This is a genomic window from Streptomyces sp. STR69 (assembly GCF_024519455.1).
In the GTDB taxonomy this organism is placed as follows: Bacteria; Actinomycetota; Actinomycetes; order Streptomycetales; family Streptomycetaceae; genus Streptomyces.
This window is the reverse complement of the sequence record NZ_JALJRY010000001.1, coordinates 355,430-375,091: the sequence shown is the minus strand read 5'-3', so window position 1 is coordinate 375,091 and position 19,662 is coordinate 355,430. Positions and strand designations below refer to the sequence as shown.

Below are 19,662 nucleotides of genomic sequence, written 5' to 3'. Positions count from 1 at the left end.
CCCAATGAGGTTGTACGGTTCATGAACTCCCGTCAGCGCCGCGGCGTGATACTCCTGCTCCTGTCGGTCCTCTGCGCCCTCGGCGCGTTCGCCGGCGTCCTCTCGGTCATCAGCGACGTGAAGTCCAAGGTCGGCCCCGAAGTAGCCGCCTACCAGGTCAAGGACGACGTGGCGCCCTACACGACCCTGACCGCCGCCCAGTTCAAGAAGATCGAGATGCCCGAGCGGTGGCTGTCGGACAACGCCGTGACCGATCTCCGGCAGATCCAGGGCAAGATCGCGGTGACCACCCTGCGCGGGGGCTCCCTGCTGCAGACCGACATGATCGTGGACCAGCCGGCCCTGCAGCCCGGGCAGCAGGAGGTCGCCATCATGATCGACGCGGCCACCGGCGTCGCCGGGAAGATCAACCCGGGCTCCACGGTCAACGTCTACGCCACCTTCGCGGGCGCGAAAGAGGGCGACCCCGACCAGTCGAAGATCATCGTGACCAACGCGAAGGTCATCGACGTCGGCCACATCACCGCCCTCGACCCGGGCAGCAACAGCGACAAGAACCAGCAGCAGTCCACCAACGGCGTACCGATCACCTTCGCCCTCTCCACGCTCGACGCCCAGCGCATCACCTACGCCGAGTCGTTCGCCGAGCGGGTACGACTGGCACTGGTGGCACCCGGCACCGATACGACCGTGCCCGAGCAGGACCGGACGTACGAACTCGCGAAGGACAAGTGAGAGGCCCGTATGCCCACCAGGATTCTCCCGGCGGTCGGAGACGCGGACGCCATCCGCGCCATCACGACCCTGCTCAGCCAGCTCCCGGACGCCGACCCGGTGGCCCCGGTGGCCGACTCGACGCAGCTCATCGACACCCTGGCCCGGCTCGCCGCCGAGTCCGTCGACGAGCTGCCCGAGGTCGTGGTGGTGCATGAGCGCATCGGTCCCGTCCCGGCGTTGGAGCTGGTCCGCGAAGTCGCCCTGCGCTTCCCGGCGGTGGGCGTCATCCTCGTCACCACGGACGCCAGCCCCGGCCTCTTCCAGGCCGCCATGGACTCCGGCGCCCGCGGTCTCATCGCCCTGCCGCTGAGCTACGAGGAGCTGGCCACCCGGGTGCAGGCCGTCGCCGCCTGGTCCGTGGGCGTACGGCGCCATCTGGGCCACGGCGGCGATGTGTTCACCGGCGTCGGCGGCACCGTCGTCACGGTCAGCGGCGCCAAGGGCGGGGTCGGCGCCACCCTCGCCGCGATCCAACTCGCCCTCGCCGCGCAGACGTCGGGCCGTACCACCGCGCTCGTCGACATGGACCTCCAGACCGGCGACATCGCCTCCTACCTGGACGTCCAGTTCCGCCGCTCGGTCGTCGACCTGGCCGCGATCACCGACATCTCGCCGCGCGTGCTGGCCGACGCCGTGTTCCGGCACGACACCGGGATGGCGCTGCTGCTCGCCCCCGGCGAGGGCGAACGCGGTGAGGAGGTCACCGACCGGGCCGCCCGCCAGATCGTCAGCGCCCTGCGCTCCCGCTACGAGGTCGTCGTCATCGACTGCGGGGCCCAGATGAGCGGCGCGAGCGCGGCGGCCGTCGAAATGGCCGACACGGCGCTGCTGTTCACCACCCCGGACGTGGTCGCCGTACGCGCCGCGAAGCGCACCGTCCGCATGTGGGACCGGCTGCAGATCCGCAAGGCGGAGGAGACGACCATCGTCGTCAACCGGCACACGCGCGGTACGGAGATCCAGCCCGCGCTGATCCAGCGGATCACCGGCACGACGGTCGCGGCCACCGCGATCCCCGCCAACTTCAGGGAACTCCAGGGCGCGGTGGACGCCGGCCGGCTCCACGAACTCGACAACAGGAGCGTGGTCAAACAGGCCCTTTGGGGTCTCGCGGGCGAACTCGGGCTGGTCAAGGTCCCCGAAGGCGCCCAGAAGGGCGGCCGGTCGCGGGGCGGCGGCGATCGCGGCTCGCTGAGCTTCCGGCGCCGTAGGGAGTGAGGGGGATGCGTATGACCGCGCACGGGAGGGACCGGGGCCAGGTCACCATCGAGTTCCTCGGCATGACCCCGCTGATCATTCTGACGCTGGTGCTGATGTGGCAGTTCGTGCTGGTGGGGTACACGTACACGCTCGCGGGGAATGCTGCCGACGAGGCTGTACGGGCGGCGACGGCGGCGGCGCCGGGCGGCGCGCGCACCGCCGCCTGCGAACAGGCGGGCCTCAGCAAGCTGTCCGCCGCATGGAGGGACGGGGCCGAAGTGAAGTGTGGGGGCACGGGGTTCGTCACGGCCGACGTCACGCTCAGCGTGCCCGTCCTCTTCCCCGGCTCGATCGCCTTCCCCTTCACGGTGCACGCCCACGCGGGCGCCGTAGAGGAGGCGACGCACTGAGATGTCCTACGACCGTAGAGCGCGCGACCGCGGTCAAGTCGCCATCGAATACCTCGGGTTCATCCCGATTTTGATCCTCATCACTCTGGCCGCCGTACAACTGGGGCTGATCGCCTACACCGCGGAGCAGGCGGGGACGGCGGCCCGGGCGGGCGCGCGCAGCGCCTCGCTCCGGCAGGGCGCCCAGCCGGCCTGCAGCGACGCGGTCAGCGCCCGGCTCACGGTCGTCGGCTGTCCGGCCTCGTTCGGCGGCGACACGGTCACCGTCACCGCCTCCATCCACATCCCGTCCGTCATCCCCGGCTACGACGGCTTCGGGAACGCCAGCAAGACCGCCACCATGCCGCTCGACCACTGATGCGGCACCGACAACGAACCACACGGCTCGACTGAACAAGGAGCGAGGAGCACAGCACCCATGGGTCTGCGGGAACGCGTCAACCATCCCGAGGAGAACGGCCATCGGGGCGAGGAAGGCCACATGGTCGCCTCGTACCGCGCCAAACTCCTGGAGGAGATCGACCTCGCGGAGATGAGCGCGCTGGCCGCCGCCGAGCGACGGGCCCGCCTGGAGCGGGTGCTCGGGCACATCATCAGCCGGGAGGGCCCGGTCCTCTCGACGGTCGAGCGCTCGCAGCTGATCCGCCGGGTCGTCGACGAGGCGCTCGGCCTCGGCATCCTCGAACCGCTGCTGGAGGACGCGTCGATCACCGAGATCATGGTGAACGGCCCGGACGCGATCTTCGTCGAACGCGGCGGCCGGGTCGAGCAGTTGCCGCTGCGCTTCCCCTCCCACGACCAGCTGATGCAGACGATCGAGCGGATCGTGTCGACCGTCAACCGCCGTGTGGACGAGTCGAATCCGATGGTCGACGCGCGACTGCCGTCCGGCGAGCGCGTCAACGTGATCATCCCGCCACTGTCGTTGACCGGCGCCACGCTCACCATCCGCCGCTTCCCGCGCTCCTTCACCCTCCAGGAGATGGTCGGCTTCGGCTCGCTGGACGAGCACATGCTGTACCTGCTCGCGGGGTTGGTGCACGCCAAGTTCAACATCATCGTGTCGGGCGCGACCGGCACCGGGAAGACCACCCTCCTCAACGCCCTCTCCGGACTGATCCCGGAGACCGAACGCATCATCACCATCGAGGACTCCGCCGAACTCCAGCTCCAGCAGTCGCACGTGATCCGGCTGGAGGCCCGCCCCCCGAACGTCGAGGGCAAGGGCCAGGTCACCATCCGCGACCTGGTCCGCAACTCGCTCCGGATGCGCCCCGACCGGATCGTGGTCGGTGAGGTCCGCGGCGGCGAGTCCCTCGACATGCTCCAGGCGATGTCCACGGGCCACGACGGCTCCCTCGCCACCGTCCACGCCAACAGCGCGGAGGACGCGCTGATGCGCCTCAAGACCCTGGCGTCGATGTCCGAGGTGGAGATCCCGTTCGAGGCGCTGCACGACCAGATCAACAGCGCGGTCGACGTCATCATCCAGCTCACCCGCTTCGCCGACGGCGCCCGCCGGATCACCGAGATCGCCCTCCTCGACAGCCACGGCAGCGAGCCGTACCGCCTGGCGACGGTCGCCCGCTTCAGCCCGCAGCCCATCGCCGCCGACGGCCGGATCTACGGCGTCTTCGAGTACTTCCCGCTCTCGCGCCGCACCGCCGACCGCCTCTACATGGCGAGTCAGCCCCTGCCGCAGGCCTTCGGCGTCGCCCAGAGCACGGAACACCTAGCCCTCAGAGAAGCCAGTAGGTAGGGACCGACCCCATGGATCTCCAGACGATCGTCACGCTCACCACCGGCATCACCCTGCTGACCTGCGTCCTGGGTGTCGCCGGCGTGCACGCCTACGCCACGGGCAAGGCGCAGCGCGCGGCCCTGGTCGACCGGCTGTCGTCGACCGGACAGATCCCGCTCGGCCGCCCCCGCCGCTTCCGCAACCTGGACCGCCGGCTGCGCCGCACCCGCCTCGGCCGCAAGCTCGAACTGCGGCTGTCGGCAACCGGGTTGGACATGACACCGGGCGAGTTCTTCGTCTACATGCTGGCCACGGTGGCCGCCCTCTGGCTGATCGGCCAGGCGTCCCTGGCGCCCTTCTTCGGCCCGATCGCGGGGCTGTTGGGCATCGGGGTGGCGATCCAGTTCCTCAACTGGCAGCGCCAGAAACGCATCGAGAAGTTCATCAACCAACTCCCCGAACTGGCCCGCATCATGGCCAACGCCACCCACGCCGGCCTCGCCCTGCGCACCTCGATCAGCATGGCGGCGGAGGAACTGGAGGCACCGGCCGGGGAGGAACTCGCCAAGGTGGCCAACCAGTTGGCGGTCGGCGCCTCGATGGACGACGCGCTGAGCGAACTCGCCGACCGGCTCCCCTCCCGCGAACTCGTCGTCCTGGTCACCACGTTGGTGCTCTCCAACCGGGCGGGCGGCCAGGTCGTCAGCGCCCTGCGCAACCTCACCGAGACCCTGGAGGAACGCAAGGAGACCCGCCGTGAGGTCCGCACCCAGCTCTCCCAGGTCAACATGACGGCGTACGCCGTTCCGGTGATGGGCGTGGGCGCCCTCTTCCTGATGGACGGCGTGAAACCCGGCGCCCTGGACCGGATGACGGGCTCCCCGATCGGCCAGGCCTGCGTGATCATCGCCTTCGGGCTGTACACGGTCGGCTTCGTCCTCATCCGCCGCCTGTCCCGCATCGACGTCTGAGAGGAGGGACCCGATGACGGCACTCGTCCTCGGACTGGTCATGGGCCTCAGCGTGTGGGGCATCTTCGCCGGCATCCGCATGTACCGCGCGGACGCCAAACTCCCCACCGACCTGGTCCTCGCCCTGGAGGTCGGCGCGACCCGCACCGGCGCGGTCGACTCCCTCGTGGACCGCCTGGGCATGCGCTACGCCCCGACGGTCCTGCGCCTGATGGGCCCCAAGCAGGTCGCCAAGTACCGCCGCAAGATCGACCTCGCGGGCAACCCCGGAGGCCTGACCATCGACCGCTACGCGGCCCGCCGTGCGGTCTACGGCTTCCTCGGCGGCTTCGGCGGCCTGATCTTCCTGCTGAAGGGGAACTACCTCCTCGCCCTGATCCTGTTCGCCTTCGGCGCGTTCTGGACGGAGGTCGGCATCTGGTCGGCGATCCGCATCCGCAAGGACGTGATCGAACGGACCCTGCCCGACTTCCTCGACGTCCTCGCGGTGGTGGTGAGCGCGGGCCTCGGCTTCCGCCAGGCCCTGGACCGGGTGGCGTCGAAGTACGAGGGCCCCTGGGCGGACGAACTCCGCATCACCCTCCGCCAGATGGACCTCGGCATGAGCCGCCGCGCGGCCTTCGCGGAACTGCGTCGGCGCAACGACAGCGAGCAGGTCGCCATGTTCGTCACGGCGTTGCAGCAGGGCGAGGAGCTGGGCGCGCCGATCGTCGACACCCTGGTCGCCCTGGCGAAGGACATGCGCCGCACGGACGCGCAGAACGCCCGCCGCAAGGCCGCGAGGGCGGTTCCCAAGGCCACGATGATGATCACCACGTTCATGGTCCCGGCCACGATGCTGCTCCTCGGCGCGGGCCTCCTCCTCGGCTCCGGCACGGACTTCAGCTCGATCACGGGCAAGTAGGGGACGGGGCGGATGGCGATGACGGAGGAGCGCACGGGACGACTACGACGACGCCCGAAGCCGGCGGAGATCACGACACCACCGGCGGGAACGGTCCTTCCGGACGATGTCCGGTCCGGGGCAACGGACATACCGGTTACGACGGTGACGCCCGCGCTGCCGCCGGGATGGGGACCGGCGCAGCCGAGGCTGCCCGGGGTCCCGATGCCGGCGGCGCAGCCGATCGCGGAGCGGATGCCCGCGGACGCCGACGGTGAGGACGCCCCACAGGGGCCACCCGCACCCGACGACGAAAGCGGCACGGTTGGTGCGGGTGGGAAGTCGATCCCGGCCGAAGGCCGGAGCGTGGCTCTCCCCATCCAGATCAGCGCCCTGCAGGCAATGTGCCGGCAGGTCTTCGGCTTCCGCCTGGCGATGATCGCCCTGGCCGCCCCCTCCGCCCTCCTCAACGCCAACCCCGGCGTAGCCACCCGCCTGGTAGGCGCAGCCGTCGTCGTCACGTTCATGGCCTCCTACGTCCTGTTCAGGGACTGGGAACGCTTCGGCCCCCTCCTCCTGCGCCACCCCTCCCTCCTCGCCCTGGACACCCTCTTCGCCGCCCTGCTCCTGATCTCCGCCGGTCCCACCAGCACCCTCGCCTATGTCAGCGTCTGCACCCCCCTGCTCGCCGGAATCGTCTACGGCTGGCGCGGTGCCGGCTGCTTCGCCGGTCTCCAGGCCGTGATCCTGCTCCTGGCGCAGACCGCCGCGGCCGACGCCCACCGGGGCGTGGCGGAGGCCTCGCTCCTCCCCGGCCTGTGCGTGGTCGCCGGCGCGGTGGGAGTGACCCTGCGCAACCTGATGCTCCGCTTCGGCGAGGCCACGACGGCGTTGACGACGGTCCAGGCCAGGCTGGCCGTGACAGAGGCCGTAGGCGCCGAACGGGCCCGGCTGGCCCGCGAGTTGCACGACTCGGTGGCGAAGACCCTGCACGGCGTGGCGCTCGCGGCGGACGGCCTTGTGGGCTCGGCGGGCGCGGACCGCATGGACCCGGCCCTGGTCAGACAGCAGGCGGAACTGGTGGCCCGCTCGGCGCGCCGGGCCGCCGCCGAATCCCGTGAACTCCTGGCGGACCTGCGGCGCGAGTCCGACCCGGACGAGGGCACCGACGTACTCGTCGAACTGGCCGCGCGTACAAGGGACTTCAGCATCAGAACAGGCCTGCCCACGACCTACCGCCCCACCGGCGAACACGGCGTACCGCCGGTCCCGCCCGCGGTGGCGCGCCAACTCCTCACCATCGCGACGGAGGCGATGGAGAACGCCCACCGCCACGCGACGCCCACCAAGGTCGACGTACGGGCCGGAGTCCACGACAGCCTGCTCCGCATCAGCGTCTACGACGACGGCCGCGGCCTGCCTCCCGGCACGACCCTCGAACAGCTGCGCAGGGCGGGCCACTTCGGCCTGGTCGGCATGGTGGAGCGGGCGGCGTCGGTGGGCGCCCGCATCCGCATCGGCCGGGGCGGCCACCCCAAGGGCACGGAAGTCCGCCTGGAACTCCCGCTGGACGCCCTGACGGCGAAGACATAGCGAGACTCGAACCTTCTCCATCCCCCCACGCACACACGACGATCCGAGAGGAGGCAGCCATGCCGGACCACACGACGCCCCACCCCGGCGCGCCGCAGCCGAACCCGTTCCCGAACTTCCCCCGGCCCGCTCCGACTTCGGTTCTCCGGGTCGTGGTGGCCGACGACAACCCGGTGGTCCGGGCCGGACTGACGGCACTGCTGTCGGGCCGCGCGGACATCAGCGTCGTGGCTGAGGCGGCGGACGGCCGCGAGGCCTACGAGGCGGCCCGGCTGCACCGCCCCGACGTGGTCCTCCTGGACGTACGCATGCCGGGCGTGGACGGCATCTCCGCGCTCCCGTACCTGGTGGGGATAGCGCCGGTCGTGATGCTCACGTACAGCAGGGAGTCGGAGATAGTCCGGGAGGCGCTGCGCCGAGGGGCGGGCGGTTATCTGGTCCACGGCGAGTTCACGGCGGACGAACTGGTGGCCGCCGTAAGGGACATCAGGCAGGGCAGGGCCCACTTCACGCCGTCGGCGGCGGGGGCGCTGCTCGCCCAGCTGCGCCAGGAGCGGACGGGTCCGGCGCTGCCCGAGGGCCTGGGCTCATACGAGCATCAACTAAGTGCGAATGCACACGGATTCCAGACCTCTACTGCCCCTGTTTCGCGAAGTTCTTCGGAAAACCTTTCGCAACTGCAACCGAATGTGGGACAGTTGGCGTCGGACAGGTCAGGGTTCCAACTGAGCGCGAGGGAGGCGGAGATCATGGACCACATCGCGTCCGGCATGACCAACCAGCAGATCGCCGCCACCTGCTTCATCTCCGAGAAGACCGTCAAGAACCACATCAACCGCATCTTCGCCAAACTCCACAGCACCAGCCGCTCCGAGGCCGCCGCCAAGTGGCTCGGCACGGCACCGGGTTCGACACGAGGGCTGGGGTGAACCGCGATGAACGGTTGGGACCCCGATTGGGCCCGGGATTGGGCCCTGGGACCCTCCGACGTACCGCTGGTCCGGGCATACCGTTCTCATGTCGAAAGCGGTACCGGCGACGAGGAAGCCGGTAACGCGTCATTCGGAGGGGAACATCATGAGCAACTGGATCAACACCACCGTGACGTACCTTCAGGCCCGCGCCGCCCGCAGCGACAAGGGCCAGACCGCGGTGGAGTACCTGGGCATCATCGCGGTGGTCGTGGCGATCGTGCTGGCGATCACGGGTACGTCGATCGGCCAGTCGATCCTCGACGCGATCACCGCGAAGATCGGCGAGGTCACTGGCGGCTGATGCGGCCCCGGAGGTACAGCGACGCAGGGCAGGCCTTCCCCATCTACATCACGGTGGTGGCGGGTCTGCTCTTTCTCGCGTTCGCGTACGTAGCGGTCGGCCAGGCCGCGGTGAACCGGGGCGGAGCCCAGACGGCCGCCGACGCGGCGGCGCTCGCGGCGGCACAGGACACCCGGGACCAACTCGCAGATGCGTGGCAGCTGGACGTGCTCGACCCGACCAAGTGGCAGGACATCTTCGACGGCATCGCGGACGGGCTCACCCCCTCGTGCGGGCGTGCCACCGAACTCGCGGGGCAGAACGACGCCGCTGTGGAGAACTGCACACAGACGGAGCCCCTACGCTTCACGGTCGCGGTCAGGACCAACAAGCCCGTCGGCGACTCGATCGTCCCCGGTACGGAGAACACGTACTCGAAAGCACATGCCACCGCCGTGATCGAGTCGCTCTGCACGTTCCAACTCCCTGGTGAGGACGCCGGGGACGATGTGCTGCCGAAGCTCACCTGCAAGGACGGCGTGGAGTGGGACCTGGACCCGCTCCAACTCGCCGATCTACCGGGACCCGAGGACCTCTTCGACGTCCACCTGGCCGACTGACAACCGAACGACGAGTGGTGAAGGAAGCAGAGTCATGAGCATTCGGTTCACTTCGACGGCCCGCAGGGGGATGGTCGCGATGGCTGCCGCGGCCGGTCTGGCCCTCGGTGTGGCCGGCTGCGGGAGTGGCGGCGACGCCAAGAAGCCGGACACGACGGCCTCGGCCTCCAAGAGCGGCGGATCCGATCCGAGTGCCCAGGAGGGGCAGTCGGACGCGCCCTTGGCCGAGTTGAAGGGGTCGAACGGCCTGATCCTGGACATCACCTCGGCCACCCGGGACGCGGGCGGCTTCGTCACGGTGAACGGCAACCTGAGGAACGACGCGGACAAACTCCTCGTGGTTCCAGCCGCGTTGAGCGGCAACGAGACCGAGATCATCAGGAACGGCCCGTCGCTCGGCGGCGCCACACTCGTGGACTCGAAGGGCAAGAAGCGCTACTACGTGCTGCGTGATACGGACGGCCGTCCGCTGACGACAACCGGTATCGCGACGATCAAGTCAGGCGACGAGGTTGCCGTCTTCATGCAGTTCCCGGCTCCACCCTCCACCGCCACCGAAGTCTCCTTCGAACTACCCACGTTCTCCGTCGCCACCATCAAGATCTCCGGGTGACGCGACAGTGACCACCACCCCCCGTCTCCCCCTCGTCGTGGCCGCCGCCACCCTCATGGTCGCCGCGAACATCGTCGGCGCGGTGACGGCCCACGCCGACACCCCGAGCCCCAGCGTCCCCCCGGGCACCGAGGCCTCCGCCTCCGCCCCGGTGCAGGTCGACCCGAACGACCCCGACCTGAAACTCCCCGAGGGCGCCACGCTCGCCACCCCCAAGGTCCTGGACATCAAGTCCGTCGTGGAGGACCAGGGCGGCGAGGAACGCCGCGAGGACACCAACTCGGACGTGACCTTCGCCCTCCAGGCCGAGGTCCTCTTCAGCAAGAACAGCGCCAAGCTGAGCGCCGAGGCGAAGTCCCGTATCGACACGATCGCCGCGGAGATCAAGAAGCAGAACGCGACCACGGTCCGCGTCTTCGGCTTCACCGACAACCTCGGCTCCTCGGCCCACGGCGACGTCCTCTCCAAGCAGCGCGCCGACGCCGTACAGGCCGTCCTGGACTCGGACTTGAACAGCCCGAACATCACCTTCGAAGTGCGCGGCTACGGCGAGCAGTACCCGATCGCCGACAACTCCACAGAGGCCGGCCGCAAGAAGAACCGCAGGGTCGAGGTGACGTTCCCGCGCACAGAGAGTTGACCGACCGAGATGAAACACCGGCCCGCTCCGCGCGATACCAGGCGGGGCGGGCTCGCGGTCGTCAGTCTGCGGTCTCGTTGCCTTCGAGCGCGTCGGCGAGTTGATCCTTGGCCTCGCGCTCGATGACGAACGACCCCTTGCCGACGACCGTCCGCACATAGCCCAACTCGGCCGGCAGGACCAGCGTCTTGCGGGCGGTGCCTCGCGCGAGCCCGAACTCCTGCATCAGCCGGTCGACACCGGGTACGGCGCGGTCGACCCCCGCGACGGGTGGAGCCGTCCGGGGGCATGGCCACCAACCCCGGAGGTTGACGACAGTGAGCATTGTCCACGCCATCGCCCGCTGGATCCTGGGCGCCTTCGTGCCCGGCACCGGTACCCGCCGAGCGCGCGCCCCGCCGCACAGGCCCCCGCGCGAGACCCGCAGGCGCCGGTCCCGCAGTCGCACCGCTTCCCGCCTGCCGCTCCCCGTACGGCCTTCCCGGGCCGCTTGACGGACGGGCCGCCGCCCTGGTCCGACTGTACGTACTGCCGGCCGAACGGGAGCGTGACCTGAAGAGCGTTCAGCGGCGGCGCCGGATCTCCTTGGTCCTGGCGGCCGACTTCGGCATCGATCTCGACCGGCATGTGGTCCGCGCGGGAGAGGTAGCCGCGTGATGAAGCCGATGAAGAGGAAGGACTCGACGGAATTCACCGAACGGACGGAGCCGTTGGAGCCCCTCACCCTCCTCCGCCTCCTGCCGTGGCCGTCGCCGGACGGCCTGCCCTGCTACCTGTCGACCGACAGTGAGGACGGGTACCTGTCGCGCCTCGCGAACGAGATGGAGGCCGCGCAACTCGCGCTGGCGGTGGACGTGTTGGGCGGTGCTCGGAAGGTGCTGGACGATCCCATGTTCCCGTACGCCGAGGTGCGCTACGTGGCCGTCCGGCTCGCCGAGTGCCTGAACGACGCCGTACGTGTAGCCGAGTCGCGGGGTGCGCGCCTGGGACCGCCGCACTCGGAGGCCGACGACGACGGTGGGGTCGAGGATCTTTGAAGTCGAGCGGCGCCCGGGGTGCCGCTGACAGGGAGGATGGCGCGAAAGTGTGACACCTTTCGCCAAAATGTCACACTTTCGTCGAGGAGGTCCCCCCTGGTGGATACCGGCACAGGGCCGCACCCCTCAAGTCGGCAGAGGGTGAGACCACTCCCCACCAGGTCCGGCCGGACGTCACGTCATCTGCCTGAGCGCCGGTCAGTACTCCTTGCTGAGGTCGGTGCCTTCGGGGGCGCGGTAGCAGCCGGAGACTACGTGGACCAGGATCAAGGGTTCTTTTTTCCCGGAAGAACCCGTGATGTGCAGCGAGGCGTTGACCGAAAAGGGTTCTGTCTCTGAATCAGCGGTGAGTTCAAGGTTCTTGTTCGCGCTGGTGTCGGGGCCGTAGTCGACGATCTTCCAGCCGTTCTTCGGAAGTCTTTCCCGCAGGCGCTGGAACCCGGCCTTCAGCTCGTCGGGTGTCACCTTGTAGATCGACCATGGGTGACGTAGGAGGTAGAGGTGGTTGGGGTCTTTGTCGCATGGGGAGACGCCGGCTCCGGACTGCGTCACTTGACCGTTTTCGATGCCGATCATGTCGAGAATCTGGCTTGAGATGTGGTTTGCCTTCGCCCGGGCATCGTCCACGCCGAGGGTCGTGGGTTGGGGGCTGCTATCGCTACTGGTGTCGTTCGCGTTCTCGGTGTTCATGCCTTTTGAGCATCCCGTCATGACGAGGGGCAGGACGATGGCCGCGGCGAACGTAGCGAGTCGATACCGTGTCGACCGATTCCTGAGACGGTTCACTTGTCTTCCTTAACGTCACCGTAGTTGCCAACAACAACCGCCGCCTGGTTCTGCAACGACAGCGAGCCTCTGTTCCAGTACCCACTGTGTCCGCTCGTGTCCACGTCCATCCGGTGCGCCCCGAACACCTCGTCGGACGGGATCGTCGTGATGTAACCGGCGTTGTAGGGAACCCCGTGGTAGTACTCCACGCCCCATTTCTCACCGCCCAGGAACGGTCGGCCGATGTAGGGCACGGGATCGTCACCGGCGGCCTCGGACCACACGTGTTCGCTGCCCACACCCAGGTCGCTCGCGTCGCCGACCAGCATGCCCGGACTGCCCGCGACCACGATGTCGTCGGCGGCGATGTGGTGTTCCTCTGTCGCGGCGCCGACGAGGGTGGTGCCGTAACTGTGCGCGATCACCGTTGTGTGGCTGGCGTCGGCGCCGCCCTGGGCGGTCTGCAGGCCGTCCAGGAAGTTGTTCAGCTCGGGCGCGGAGTCGTAGGCGTAGCTCGCCCGGGGGGAGTCGGTGAGGATGTTCTGCGGGGCGTCGTAACCGATCCAGGTGATGGTGGAGGTCAAGGTGCCAGGAGCCTGGGCGTCGGCCTCCCGCCAGGTTGCCGTCATCCGGTTGATGTCTCCGCTCGCGTTCTCCAGTTTCGAGCCCGTCCCGGGTATGTACACAGCGGTGTTGTCCGCCGTATCCGGGTTCCCGTTGGCGATGATCGCGTGCCCGTCGCCCTTGGTGTCGAAGCCGAGCAGGTATGCCTGCGGCAGACCGGACTCACCGTTCTCACCGGGTGCGCCGCTCGCGTCCAGCCTCGCCTGTACCGCGTCCATTCCCTTGAGTTGGGACCGTAGCCGCAGGCCGCCCTTCTCCTGCCACTGTCGCCAGACCGGGTTGACGACAGTGGTGGGGGGATCACCGGCCTGGATGTAGTGGGACGGCTCGGGCCCAAGGCGCTCGTACCGCTGCCACACCTGTGCCCGGGCCTCCGCCAGGACCATCCGGTTGGAGGTGTCGCGCACCTCGGACGGCAGCCCGTCGAGCGCGCCGATCTCGGCAGGGTAGAGCGTCGCGTACTCGTCGCGCCGGTCTGCGGTGAGGCCGTCCCACCATCTCCTGTTCTCGGCGGGGGAGGCGCCATCCGGAATGCTCTTCCTGTCCAGGAAGCCGCCCACGGTCTTGCGTACGGCCTTCATGTCTGCGGCGGCGTCGACCAGCATGTCGTCGGTGACGTCCAGCCCGGCCGGGGCCTTGAGTCTGCGGAGCACCGGCGCGTAGCGGGCGTCGATCTCGCCCGCCGCACGTACGGCGCTCGCGATGCGTTCGGCGATGTCCTCGGCCTTGGCCTTGTTGGGGTTGCCGTCGCCCTCGCCCTTTCCGGGCAGGTAGGGGATCGACGCGCCCGCTCGCGCGGTGCCGCCGCCCGCACCCGGGGCCAACGGGAAAAGGCTCGGCTCCGTGCCCGGGACGTACGGTCCGTATGGGATCGTCGACGTGCCGTCCTCCGAGACGGGCGGGGGATAGGTCACCGAACCGTCCTCGTTCACCGTGAACTTGAACGTGTCGGCGTCCTTCAGGGCCTGGCTCAGCTTGCGTTGAGGACCTTCCAGGTCGGCGGCGAGGGATTCCAGAGTCGTCCGGACGAGGCCGCATTCACCGTGGATGTACTGGTAGTTGCGGCTGAGGCGGTCGAGGTCACCGGCCGCCGCGGTGGCTGTCTCGCCCTTCTGGGTGGACCTGACGGGGATGGCCATTTCCCGGTCGACCCGGAGACGGGCGGCGTCGGCGCGGCGGCTGACCTTGCGCCAGCCGTCGGCGGCGTCCCGGTACTCGGTCAGCTTCAGGTCGCGCAACTGCTGCCAGGTGGGCACGGGCGTCACTTGGCCCAATCCGGGGTGTTGCCCGTCTGGACACCGCCTGCCCGGCTCGCGACCTGGTGGTCGACCTCGCCGAAGCGCTTCCCGGTGCCGGCCAGGGTTCCGTGCAGCCGACGGCATTCGTCACGGACCGCCGCGAGCCGTGCCTCCCAGGTGGCGAGTGTTTCGTTCAACGCGGTCGTGCAGTCGAACCCGTGGGTGCCGCTCACCACACCGGCGTCGGCTTCCTTGAGGTCCGCCATACCGCTGTTGGCGTCGATGCGCAGTTCGTCCGCGACGCCGGATGCGCTCGTCCATGGCGTCCCGCTGATCCGCAGGTCGGTATCGCCGCCTTCGCCGTCGAGGCCGGCCAGTCGCATACGGGTGTCTCCCGGAGCACCGGCGTGGGGCGGAACGCCCACGGCCTCCTCCCAGTCAAACGCCACGTGTCTGCCCTTTCCGCGCCATGCGTGGCCCCCAAGTCCCGTTGTGCGCAGCCGAGATGCCGTGCACCTGCGACCGAGCCGCCATCGATCTGGAAGCACGGTAGCGACACCTCGTCACGGGCCCCATCCGTATCAGCCACCAGGCTTGCCGTGAGTACGTGTGAGTACCAGTACTCAGGCGGGTCTTCGGTCGAGTACCGGACGGGAGCATGGCGGGCGGCGCCGGGGCCATGACGGGGGACGCGAAGCTGAGAGCATCGTCGAAGTCCCGTATCTACGCGATCTTCCCGCGCACGAAGAGCTGACCGCTTCCTTCGCCTCGATGGGACAATTGGAAGATCTGGGCCGCTCATGACCTCCGCAAGGCCCGATGCCGAACGCCAGAACTGGCCCGGATCTTCCCGCCCTCACAGCTTGCCGAGGACTACTCCCCGCCAGGTCCAACCGGACCCGAGCACGGTGTCACGCAGGGGCTCGCGCATGTCGGCGCTGTCGAAGCGAAAGGTCTCCGTCGCCTCAAGGCCACCGCCGGCCCCACGCGCCAGGGTCCAACGACGGCTGACGGTCCGACTGGGTCCGCGCGTGTACTCCGACGTCATCTGAAGCCTCGTCGGAGTACCGACCCGACTCACCTCCCACCGTTCCTCAAGGGCGCGTACCTCGTGCTCCTCCTGGTCCAGGCGCATCCGGATCCGGACGGCGTGACTGATCTCGGAGCGGACGAAGACCTGCTGCCAGGCCGGTTCGGCCAACCGCCACTCCGCGAGCAGATCGCACCCCTCACCGCCGCCGTAACGGACGACGTAGGGAACCTCGGGCCGGTTGAGCCCGAGCAATGCCTCCCGCAAGTCCTGCCCCGGGACCGGCGACACCCCCTCGGCCGGGTGCTGGGTGCCAGTGAGTTTGTCGAAGAGTCCCGTGAGGCCAACGTATGAAGGCCGGGGCAGCGGGGCAAACGCCGTCCCCACCCGGTACTTGGGTACCGATTTGGGTCCACGGGCCCATCTCGGGCATCCGTCCCGTCCCTAATCTCTGGAAGCTCCAGTGGTGTTGAGCTACAGACGGCGGGGGACGGGGAGACATGGCCTCGATCGGGGGAGTCGCAGCGGTCGGCGGGAGCGGTGGGCAGGGTGGGCGCCGGGACATGCCCGCCCCGCTCGCCACCGCGCTGGTGCTGGTCCACGCACTCTTCGCGGTCACCGTCGTCGGCGGACTCGGAGTCCTCCTGACCGCCGCGTCCTACGACACCCTCGACGGCCAGGTCGTCGCCCTCGTCGCCTACGCCGCCGCGCCGGGCGTCCTCGGCTGGTGGCTGGCCCGGCGGAGCTGGGAGGGCGGGATCCGGGTCCGGCTCGGACTCGTCGCCGTACAAGGCTGGTTGATCGTCGGCGGTGTCGGCAACCTCGTCTCGGGCTCCGCCCGCGGCGGCCTCCAGCTCTTCCTCCCGATCGTCGTCGCGTTCCTCCTGTTCCGCCCGGAGAGCCGCGAGTGGTACGGCCTCGCCGGACTGGAACGCGTCGAGCGCCGCCCGTTCTCCCTTGCGCGGCTGATCCGTTGGCGCCGGGACGAGGGGCAGACGGCGGTGGAGTACGCCGGGTTCATCGCCATCGTCGCCGCGATCATCACGGCCCTGCTGGTCACCGGCCTGGGCGCGCAGATCTTCGGCGGCATCCAGTCGGAGGTCTGCAAGGTCACCGGCACGGGCTGCGGTACCGGCACCACCACCACGACAACAACCGGGACCGACACAACGGGCGCCGACAAGCCCGCCCCCGCCGCCGACAAGCCCGTCCCCGCCGGCGATGAAAAGGACCACGACGACGGCTGCTTCTCCGGCGTGGGCGCCTTCTTCGGCTGTGCCGGCGACCAGGTCAAGCAGGTCGGCCAGGGCCTCTTCGTCGACGGCGTCTGGGGCGACCTCACCGGCATCTACGACATGGTCCGCCACCCCGTCGACACCGTGAAGGGCATCGGCGACTACGGCAAACAGCTCGGCGACGACTGGTCCAAGAACTCCAAGGACGCCGCCAAGAAGTGGTCGGACGGCGACTACGGCGGCGCCCTGTGGGACTGGACCGGCGCTTCCGCCAAGACGGGCGGCACGGTCCTCTACGACCTGTTCGTCGGCGACGACGTCGCCAAGGACTGGAACAACGGCGACAAGACCCGCGCCGTCACCCACGTCCTGTGGAACGTCGGCTCCCTCTTCATCCCGGGCTACGACGGCGCCAAGATCGTCGAGAAGGTCGGCGACCTCGGCAAGATCGGCAAGCTGGGGAAGCTCGGCGAACTCGCCGAGAAGGCCGCCAAGGCGGCGGACGACGCGAAGAAGGCGGCCAAGGCCGGGGACGTTACGGGCGCCGAGAAGGCGGCCAAGGAAGCCGACGACGCCGCCGAGGAGGCGGAGAAGAAGGCCGAGAAGACCGGCTGCACGATCGGCGCACCGAGCCGCCGCATCCCCTACGACGGCAACGGCCCCAGGACCGGCGGCCTCACCGGATCCTCCGGCACGGGCACCACCGTCCTCGCCGCCGGCGCCTCCCCGTACGTCGTCCTCGCCGAGGACGGCTGCGACGAGGACGCCAAGAAGGAGGCGGAGGACGCCCGCAAGCAGGCGGACGACGCCGACGCCGCGGCCCGGGCCGCGGACTTGCAGCACGCCGCGGACGAGGCCAAGAAGGCCATCACGGACGCCAAGGACAAGCAGAAGACGCCCAAGGGCGACCGGTTCACGCTCGACGAGAAGAAGATCGACGACCTCGTCGCCAAGGCCAAGGACAACCCGGACCTGAGCAAGGGGGAGATCGGGAAGGCCGAACTCACCCAGTCCCTCAAGGACTTGGCGGACATGCTGAAGAACTCGACCATCGACAGCCAGAGCCGAGGCTCGCTCGGCGGCCCCGTGCTCAGGGCCGGCAACCGTTACCAGCTGGCCGAGGCCATGGCCGAGGTCAAGGCCGCGACGCGCGCCGCCGACGACGCGGCCGAGGGCACCAAGGTCTACGCCGGCGTCGGCGCGAAGAAGGGCCGTCAGACGGTGGACATGGGCGACGGCACGACCGCCGATCTCAGCGGTATCGACGACGCCGACGTGGTCTACAAGGGCAAGGACGGCACCCTCAACGTCGTGGAGGTCAAGAACACGGGCCAGGCCGCCACTCAGGCCTCGATCCGCGCCCAGGCCCAGAAACTGGCCGACTGGCAGAAGGCGGACCCCGGCCGCAGGGCCCGCTACGAGATCGAGACGCAGGACGGCTGGGACAAGGTCTTCGACGGTTTCCAGAAGGACAAGAAGACCGGCACCGTGCCGGACGGCACGCCCGCCCGGACCCTCGCCGACAACGGCCTCGACCTTCGCGTCGCCGGCCAGGACATCTCGCCGCGGCAGCTCAAGGCGATGAACGACGCGTGGAGCAGGAAGACTCCGGCCGAACGGCAGGCGGCACGGGACTCGGGCAGGATGAAGGACCCGAAGACCGCCATGCAGTACCTGGGTGTCTCCTGATGGCGGCGTGGACGAGCGGACGACGAGAGGAAGGGAGCGGCCGGACCGTGACCGCACATCACCTGCTGCCCGCGACCATGCGCCGGCTCCCGCCCCCGTGGAACGACCTGACCCGCGACCGGAGGCGGAGGCTGGACACCCTCCCGCACACGAGCACGAACGAGCGCGCCGCTCTCGACGCACTGACCGCCGCCCTCACCGGCCCACCGCTGCCGCCTTCCGCGCCACGCATCTGGAGCGACGAGTCGTGGGAGCTCTACGACCGCATCCGCCACGAGGCCGGCGACCGGCTGGCCCAGGTCATGCCGACGACGGACCGGTTCACCCGCGAAGGCGTCGCCGGCGTACTGGGGCAGTGGGCTTCGACCATGGCCCGGCCCCCGGTCCCGGCCTGGTGGCTGGAGAGCCAACTCGACCTGATCACCGAGGAGTTGACCCGTCGCGAACTCTCGGCCTGGGCCCACGACGTGCTGCACTGGCTGCAACAGCAGCCCTACGACGCACCAGGCATCGCGGCGGTCGCCGAGCAGTGCGCCCGACACGGGCTCGCGGTCCACGACGCGGTGAGTCTCCTGGGACACCTCGGCACGCCCCACGGTGAGCGGGCCCTGCTGCGCCTGGTGCGGGACGACAGGCTGAGCGACGGTGACCGGGACGGGGCGAGGACCTCCCTGATGTCGCTGCGCCGCCCTGCCCGCGAAGCCCGCGCACGGCAACCGGCCCACGCGGAGCACCCGTTGCTGCCCCCCGCCGTACGCGAACTCCCCTACAGCTGGACCGCCGGCTTCCAATGGCCCGCCGAACTCCCGGAATCCGACGCCAACATCACCCGCGCCCGGGCGATCCTCCGGGCCTGCGCGCCGTCCGGCCCTGTCTCCGACCCCGTCCCCGACCCCGACTGGACCCGCGACGAGGACGAGGAGCCGCCCGCCTGGCTCGAAGTCCGTTCCGTGCTGCGGGAGTTCATGCCCTACGCCGGTCTGGTCACCGAGGAACGCATGACCGAGGCGATGCGGGAGTGCGCGCTGATGGCCGTCCCCGGTGTACCCGAGGACCCGGACGGCGAGGAGACCGCCCGCTTCACCCGGCGCTGGGTGACATGGATCAGCGGCTGGATCGCCGGCGAGGTCTTCACCTGGCTCGGCATGAACGTCGACGACGACACGCTGGTGACCCCGTGGGCGATGGAACTGGCCGAGCGGTACGCCCACTTCGGCTTCGTCCCCGACCGAGCCGTGGCCCTCCTCCACTGGCACGAAACGGTACCCCGCAGCCGCGAGGCGCTCGCCCGACTCGCCGCCGACGGCACACTGCCGCCGGACGAAACCAGGTGATGGGT

General features: G+C 69.5%; 21 protein-coding genes. 16 read left to right on the top strand and 5 right to left on the bottom strand.

What is annotated here, in order from left to right:
• Positions 1-21: 21 nt before the first annotated feature.
• The 13 genes from cpaB (at position 22) to OC490_RS01685 (ending at position 10,702) form a co-directional block, all read left to right on the top strand.
• Complete coding sequence (gene cpaB / locus OC490_RS01745; RefSeq protein WP_262055938.1) at positions 22-735, top strand: Flp pilus assembly protein CpaB; 714 nt, start codon at positions 22-24, stop codon at positions 733-735.
• A 9-nt stretch (positions 736-744) separates the two neighbouring features.
• Complete coding sequence (locus OC490_RS01740) at positions 745-1,995, top strand: CpaE family protein (protein ID WP_262055937.1); 1,251 nt, start codon at positions 745-747, stop codon at positions 1,993-1,995.
• A 5-nt stretch (positions 1,996-2,000) separates the two neighbouring features.
• Positions 2,001-2,387, top strand: a complete 387-nt coding sequence (locus tag OC490_RS01735) for a TadE/TadG family type IV pilus assembly protein (RefSeq protein WP_262055936.1) — start codon at positions 2,001-2,003, stop codon at positions 2,385-2,387.
• 1 nt (position 2,388) lies between these two features.
• Entirely contained in the window at positions 2,389-2,745 is a 357-nt protein-coding gene (locus OC490_RS01730) for a TadE/TadG family type IV pilus assembly protein (protein WP_262055935.1), read from the top strand.
• A 60-nt stretch (positions 2,746-2,805) separates the two neighbouring features.
• The gene (locus OC490_RS01725) at positions 2,806-4,146 is read left to right on the top strand and encodes a CpaF family protein (RefSeq protein ID WP_262055934.1); all 1,341 of its coding nucleotides are present in this window, start codon (positions 2,806-2,808) and stop codon (positions 4,144-4,146) included.
• Between the two features lie 11 nt (positions 4,147-4,157).
• Complete coding sequence (locus OC490_RS01720; protein WP_262055933.1) at positions 4,158-5,099, top strand: type II secretion system F family protein; 942 nt, start codon at positions 4,158-4,160, stop codon at positions 5,097-5,099.
• Positions 5,100-5,112: 13 nt separating this feature from the next.
• On the top strand, positions 5,113-6,003 hold the full coding sequence (locus OC490_RS01715) for a type II secretion system F family protein (RefSeq protein ID WP_262055932.1): 891 nt from the start codon (positions 5,113-5,115) through the stop codon (positions 6,001-6,003).
• A 381-nt stretch (positions 6,004-6,384) separates the two neighbouring features.
• Complete coding sequence (locus tag OC490_RS01710) at positions 6,385-7,575, top strand: sensor histidine kinase (protein ID WP_410098517.1); 1,191 nt, start codon at positions 6,385-6,387, stop codon at positions 7,573-7,575.
• Between the two features lie 59 nt (positions 7,576-7,634).
• The gene (locus OC490_RS01705; protein ID WP_262055930.1) at positions 7,635-8,504 is read left to right on the top strand and encodes a response regulator transcription factor; all 870 of its coding nucleotides are present in this window, start codon (positions 7,635-7,637) and stop codon (positions 8,502-8,504) included.
• Positions 8,505-8,652: 148 nt separating this feature from the next.
• Positions 8,653-8,850, top strand: a complete 198-nt coding sequence (locus OC490_RS01700; protein ID WP_262055929.1) for a Flp family type IVb pilin — start codon at positions 8,653-8,655, stop codon at positions 8,848-8,850.
• Entirely contained in the window at positions 8,850-9,449 is a 600-nt protein-coding gene (locus tag OC490_RS01695; RefSeq protein ID WP_262055928.1) for a pilus assembly protein TadG-related protein, read from the top strand. The genes OC490_RS01700 and OC490_RS01695 overlap by 1 nt, the downstream gene beginning before the upstream one ends.
• A 34-nt stretch (positions 9,450-9,483) precedes the next feature.
• Positions 9,484-10,062 carry a hypothetical protein gene (locus OC490_RS01690; RefSeq protein WP_262055927.1) on the top strand — a complete coding sequence of 193 codons (579 nt, stop codon included), beginning with the start codon at positions 9,484-9,486 and terminating at the stop codon, positions 10,060-10,062.
• A gap of 55 nt (positions 10,063-10,117) precedes the next feature.
• Positions 10,118-10,702, top strand: coding sequence for an OmpA family protein (locus OC490_RS01685; RefSeq protein WP_262056292.1), 585 nt, complete (start codon positions 10,118-10,120; stop codon positions 10,700-10,702).
• A 61-nt stretch (positions 10,703-10,763) separates the two neighbouring features.
• Here the strand turns inward: OC490_RS01685 and OC490_RS01680 are convergent, their stop codons facing one another.
• Positions 10,764-11,039, bottom strand: coding sequence for a hypothetical protein (locus OC490_RS01680; RefSeq protein WP_262055926.1), 276 nt, complete (start codon positions 11,037-11,039; stop codon positions 10,764-10,766).
• 319 nt (positions 11,040-11,358) lie between these two features.
• Here OC490_RS01680 and OC490_RS01675 point away from each other — a divergent pair, with 319 nt between their 5' ends.
• Positions 11,359-11,739, top strand: a complete 381-nt coding sequence (locus OC490_RS01675; protein WP_262055925.1) for a hypothetical protein — start codon at positions 11,359-11,361, stop codon at positions 11,737-11,739.
• A gap of 198 nt (positions 11,740-11,937) precedes the next feature.
• On the opposite strand, the gene OC490_RS01670 is transcribed toward OC490_RS01675, so the two are convergent.
• The 4 genes from OC490_RS01670 to OC490_RS01655 all read right to left on the bottom strand — a co-directional run bounded on the left by OC490_RS01670 (position 11,938) and on the right by OC490_RS01655 (position 15,690).
• Complete coding sequence (locus OC490_RS01670; RefSeq protein WP_262055924.1) at positions 11,938-12,429, bottom strand: hypothetical protein; 492 nt, start codon at positions 12,427-12,429, stop codon at positions 11,938-11,940.
• Between the two features lie 92 nt (positions 12,430-12,521).
• Positions 12,522-14,396 carry an alpha/beta hydrolase family protein gene (locus OC490_RS01665; RefSeq protein WP_262055923.1) on the bottom strand — a complete coding sequence of 625 codons (1,875 nt, stop codon included), beginning with the start codon at positions 14,394-14,396 and terminating at the stop codon, positions 12,522-12,524.
• Positions 14,393-14,752, bottom strand: a complete 360-nt coding sequence (locus OC490_RS01660) for a hypothetical protein (protein ID WP_262055922.1) — start codon at positions 14,750-14,752, stop codon at positions 14,393-14,395. Before OC490_RS01660 ends, OC490_RS01665 begins: the two co-directional genes overlap by 4 nt.
• A 473-nt stretch (positions 14,753-15,225) precedes the next feature.
• Positions 15,226-15,690, bottom strand: a complete 465-nt coding sequence (locus tag OC490_RS01655) for a hypothetical protein (protein ID WP_262055921.1) — start codon at positions 15,688-15,690, stop codon at positions 15,226-15,228.
• A 209-nt stretch (positions 15,691-15,899) separates the two neighbouring features.
• Between OC490_RS01655 and OC490_RS01650 the strand changes: the two genes are divergently transcribed.
• The gene (locus tag OC490_RS01650) at positions 15,900-18,323 is read left to right on the top strand and encodes a hypothetical protein (RefSeq protein ID WP_262055920.1); all 2,424 of its coding nucleotides are present in this window, start codon (positions 15,900-15,902) and stop codon (positions 18,321-18,323) included.
• 47 nt (positions 18,324-18,370) lie between these two features.
• Positions 18,371-19,657, top strand: a complete 1,287-nt coding sequence (locus tag OC490_RS01645) for a hypothetical protein (RefSeq protein WP_262055919.1) — start codon at positions 18,371-18,373, stop codon at positions 19,655-19,657.
• The last annotated feature ends 5 nt before the right edge of the window (positions 19,658-19,662 follow it).